Source organism: Nocardioides sp. (assembly GCF_035547795.1).
GTDB lineage: Bacteria > Actinomycetota > Actinomycetes > Propionibacteriales > Nocardioidaceae > Nocardioides.
In genome coordinates this window covers 1-4078 of the sequence record NZ_DASZUF010000154.1, presented here as the reverse complement: position 1 = coordinate 4078, position 4078 = coordinate 1, and the positions used below count along the sequence as shown (strand labels likewise).

The 4078-nt window shown below is 73.4% G+C and carries 4 protein-coding genes and 1 pseudogene; 2 read left to right on the top strand and 3 right to left on the bottom strand.

What is annotated here, in order from left to right; all coding sequences use genetic code 11:
• The coding region (locus tag VHA72_RS10440; RefSeq protein ID WP_325574931.1) for a MurR/RpiR family transcriptional regulator at positions 1–582 on the top strand (582 nt) is incomplete at its 5' end.
• A 15-nt stretch (positions 583–597) separates the two neighbouring features.
• Here VHA72_RS10440 and VHA72_RS10435 read toward each other — a convergent pair.
• Positions 598–1707, bottom strand: coding sequence for a dipeptide epimerase (locus VHA72_RS10435; RefSeq protein ID WP_325574929.1), 1110 nt, complete (start codon positions 1705–1707; stop codon positions 598–600).
• 80 nt (positions 1708–1787) lie between these two features.
• On the opposite strand from VHA72_RS10435, the gene VHA72_RS10430 reads away from it, so the two are divergent.
• On the top strand, positions 1788–2561 hold the full coding sequence (locus VHA72_RS10430; protein WP_325574928.1) for a glucosamine-6-phosphate deaminase: 774 nt from the start codon (positions 1788–1790) through the stop codon (positions 2559–2561).
• On the opposite strand, the gene VHA72_RS10425 is transcribed toward VHA72_RS10430, so the two are convergent.
• On the bottom strand, positions 2558–3511 hold the full coding sequence (locus VHA72_RS10425) for a cation diffusion facilitator family transporter (protein WP_325574927.1): 954 nt from the start codon (positions 3509–3511) through the stop codon (positions 2558–2560). The genes VHA72_RS10430 and VHA72_RS10425 overlap by 4 nt on opposite strands.
• A 224-nt stretch (positions 3512–3735) precedes the next feature.
• Positions 3736–4078 (bottom strand): annotated as a pseudogene (locus VHA72_RS10420) (hypothetical protein); the annotation flags it as partial.

Here is a 4078-nt window from a genome sequence, read left to right as displayed (position 1 = left end):
GTCCGCAAGCTGGCCTTCCAGGAGGCGCGTGCGGTCGAGGAGACCGCGGCGATGCTCGACCTCGAGCAGCTCGACCGGGTGGTGGACGCCATCATCGCGGCGCCGGTCATCGACGTCTTCGGGTCGGCCTCCAGCGGCCTGGCTGCCCAGGACCTGCAGCAGAAGCTGCGCCGCATCGGCTACCAGGCCAACGCCTCCAGCGACGCCCACCTCGCCCTGACCAGCGCCGCCGTACTGCCGGCGCACGCCGTGGCGATCGCGTTCTCGCACTCGGGCGAGACGGAGGAGGCGATCGCGGCCCTGCAGACCGCCGCGCTGCACGGCGCGTTCACGGTGGCGGTGACCAACTTCCCGGGCTCGCCGCTGGCGCAGGCGGCCGACGCCGTCCTGACCACCGTCTCGCGGGAGACGCGATTCCGGTACGGCGCGATGTCCAGCCGAATGGCGCAGCTCATGATCGTGGACACCATCTTCATGGGTGTCGCCCAGCGCAACCCCGACTCGGTCTCCGCCTCGCTCGCCGCGACGCTGGACGCCGTGGCCAGCCGGCGGGTCAGCGCGCGCAACCACGGCGACGACTGATCCGCTCGCCGACGCTCACCCGGGCTCGGCCAAGCCCGCAATGCCGGTCCCGGCGGCATCACCGAGGTCGATCGCGCCGCCGCGGTAGCGAACCCCGCCGAGCACCGGCCCGGCCGCGATCCACTGGCCGGCGTCCAGGTCGTGGGCACCACCCAGCGACCACCCGCGCGTATCGAGCACCGAGGCGAGCGCCGCCGCGGTAGCGATGGCGACATCGCTCTCCGACATGCAGCCGACGATCGTCGCCAGGCCCTCGTCGGCGGCCCGCTGCGCGAGCGCCAGCGCCTCGCGCGGCCCGCCGGTCTTGGCGAGCTTGATGTTGACCAGAGTCCTCGCGCCCTGTGTCAGCAGCTCGTCGAGCTGGCGCCGGGTCCACACCGACTCGTCCGCCATCACCGGCGTCGCGACGCTCCGGGCGACGTACGCCAGGCCCGCGACGTCGTCCCGGGGAACGGGCTGCTCCACCAGCTCCAGGCCGACGCCGTCGTCCTCCCAGGCCGTCATGGTCTCCACCGCCTGTCGCGGCGTCCAGCCCTGGTTGGCGTCGACCCGCAGGGTCACCTCCGGCCCGACCGCGGCGCGTACGGCGGCCACTGCACGGCGGTCGTCTCCACCACCGCCCGCCTTGACCTTCAGCGTCGTGAAGCCGGCCTCGACGTGCGCCGCGGCCGAGGCGACCAGGTCATCGAGCCGCTCGTCGGGGCCGAGTGCGGAGAGGGTCATGTCGGTGCCCACGATCCGTCGCTCCCCGCCGAGATGGCGCCACAGCGGCTCCTCCGCCAGCCGGGCCGCGAGGTCGTAGGCGGCGCACTCCACCGCCGAGCGGGCCGACGGGTTCTGCGCGACGGCGCCCCGGATCGCCGCACTCACCGCATCCAGATCGGCGACCGGGAGGCCGGCCAGCGCCTCCCGGAGGGGCCCGAGCACCGCGGCCGTCACGCTCTGCGGGCTCTCGCCGGTCACTCGCCAGCTGACCGCCGCCTCGCCCCAGCCGCTGCGTCCGTCCGAGTCGCGGAGCTCGACGACCACCGCCTCGAGCGCGTACGCCGTCCGCACCGCCGTCACGAACGGTCGCACCAGCGGAATGGTCCGCCGATGCACGAGCACCTCATCGATCGTCGTCATCTCACCTCGTCAGCAGCATGGTCGCGACCAGCCTATGGGCATTATTTTCCTAATTGTTCCCATCCATGTAAAAAGAGCACATGACTCTCATCGACCGGCTCCCCCGGCTCATGCTGGCCGACCGCGCGGACGCCTCGCGGCAGGCCGCCGAGCTTCTCGCGCACGAGCTCATCACACCGCATCCGGTGCTGGGCCTGGCGACCGGCTCCAGCGTCGAGGCGGTCTATCGGGAGCTGGCCGCGATGGTCGCCGACAGCGAGCCGCTGCGGACCGGCGTCGACCGGGCCGAGGCGTTCGCGCTGGACGAGTACCTCGGGCTCCCGGACGACGATCCCCACACCTACCGCGCCACCCTGCGCCGCCAGCTGGCCGAGCCGATCGGGCTCCCCGAGGAGCGGCTCCACGTCCCCGATCCGGACTCGACCGTGGAGCCAGCTGGCTACGACCGGGCCATCGCCGCCGCCGGCGGGATCGGCGTCCAGCTGCTGGGGATCGGCGCGAACGGCCACATCGGGTTCAACGAGCCCGGAGCCGCCTTCGACTCGCGCACCCGCGTCGTGGACCTGACCGACCGCACCCGGCGGGACAACGCCCGCTTCTTCGCCCGCCCCGAGCTCGTGCCGACCCGGGCGGTCACCCAGGGCATCGGCACCATCCTGGGCGCACGCCGGCTCGTGGTCCTGGCCTTCGGAGCCGCGAAGGCGGACGCCCTGGCGGCGGCACTGACCGGGCCGATCGACCCCGCCGTACCCGCGTCCGCGCTGCGGCTGCACCCCGACGTCGTCGTGCTGGCGGACCGCCCGGCCGCGAGCGCCGTCCTGGACCTGTTCGAGGCGGGCCTGGACCGGCTCTAGTGGAACGCGTGCTCGTGCGCGCCGTGTGAGCGCGGCTCGAGCTGGAAGGTGGAGTGCTCGACGTCGAAGTGGCCGCCCAGGCAGGACTGCACCTCGTCGAGGATCTGTGGGGCATGCCCGTCGTTGAAGCACGAGTCGGCGACCACCAGGTGCGCCGAGAGGCTGGGCAGGTCCGACGTCACGGTCCACACGTGCAGGTCGTGTACGCCGAGGACATGGTCGACGTCGAGCAGGTGCCGGCGGATGTCGTCCAGTGAGGTCGAGGCGGGCGCGACCTCGAGCAGCACTCGGCCGGAGGCGACCAGCAGGCCCCAGCCGGCATGCAGCATCAGCGCGACGACCAGCAGCGAGGCGACCGCGTCGGCCCGGGTCCAGCCGGTGAGGAGGATGACGAGGGCGGCCACGGCGGTGCCGACGAACCCGTAGAGGTCGGTGAGGATGTGTCGGTAGGCGCCCTCGACGTTGAGGCTGCGCCGGTCGGCGCGGGCCAGCAACCAGGCGGCGGCGATGTTGACCACGATGCCGACCAGCGCCACCACCAGCACCGGACCGCCCCGCACCTCCGGCTCCGCGACCGTCAGTCTGCGGATCGCTTCGAGCGCGACCAGGGCGGCGATGACGAGCAGCGCCACGCCGTTGCCCAGCGCGGAGAGGATCTCGGCGCGCTTCCACCCGAACGTCCAGATGCCGACCGCCGGGCGGGCCGCCAGCCGCATCGCCCACAGTGCGACGGCGATGGCACCGGCGTCGGAGAGCATGTGGCCGGCGTCGGAGAGCAGCGCCAGCGAGCCGCTGAGGACGGCGACGACCACCTCGCCGACCATGTAGGCGACCAACAGGCTCAGGGCACCGACCAGACAGCGCCGGTCGGCGTTCACGCTGATCCCGTGGGCGTGGCCGCCGTGCTCGTGCGCGTCGTGACCCGCGCGGTGGTCGGGGTGGGAGGTCATCGGGAGCCTTTCCAGCCAAGGTGGCACCACCGAGGATGCCAGAACAGCGCCCGCGGCCCTGCACCGCTCGCGGCACCGGTCGTGTTCGCGGGCACAGCGGCGGCCATCCTGCTCACCGCCGCCACCGGTGTCACGGTTGGCGACTGGGGCCGCGGCCAGGCGGGGTGCGATGCCGCCGTGGCGATGGCGGTCCCGCTCGGCTGGGCGACGCTCCGCCTCCGGCGTCACCCGGCCTGAGCGCCCGAGCCCGCCGGCACGGCGAGATACCCCTCGGCCAGCGCCGTCAGCTCCGCGACGAGCTCCGCGCGGTCGATGGCGGGACGGTCGAGAACCCAGCGCACCGCGAGGCCCTCCATGCCCGCCACCAGCACCCAGGCCCGGGTCGCGACGTTCCCGCCGCCGACCCGGCCGGTCAGGCTGAGGTAGGCGGTGGCCAGGTCCCGGATCCGGCGCTGCAACTGCTGCCGCCGGTCGTGCATGCGGGCCTGCGGCATCTCCTCGACCGCCACGCGAAGCAGTTGCGAGTCCTGCTCCAGCGCGACCAGCAGCGCCTCCACGGTGTTGGGG

Bases quoted from the DNA above. Each gene is read 5' to 3' on its own strand.
- VHA72_RS10435 (WP_325574929.1), bottom strand. From the start codon at position 1,707: ATGACGACGATCGATGAGGTGCTCGTGCATCGGCGGACCATTCCGCTG.
- VHA72_RS10430 (WP_325574928.1), top strand. From the start codon at position 1,788: ATGACTCTCATCGACCGGCTCCCCCGGCTCATGCTGGCCGACCGCGCG.
- VHA72_RS10425 (WP_325574927.1), bottom strand. From the start codon at position 3,511: ATGACCTCCCACCCCGACCACCGCGCGGGTCACGACGCGCACGAGCAC.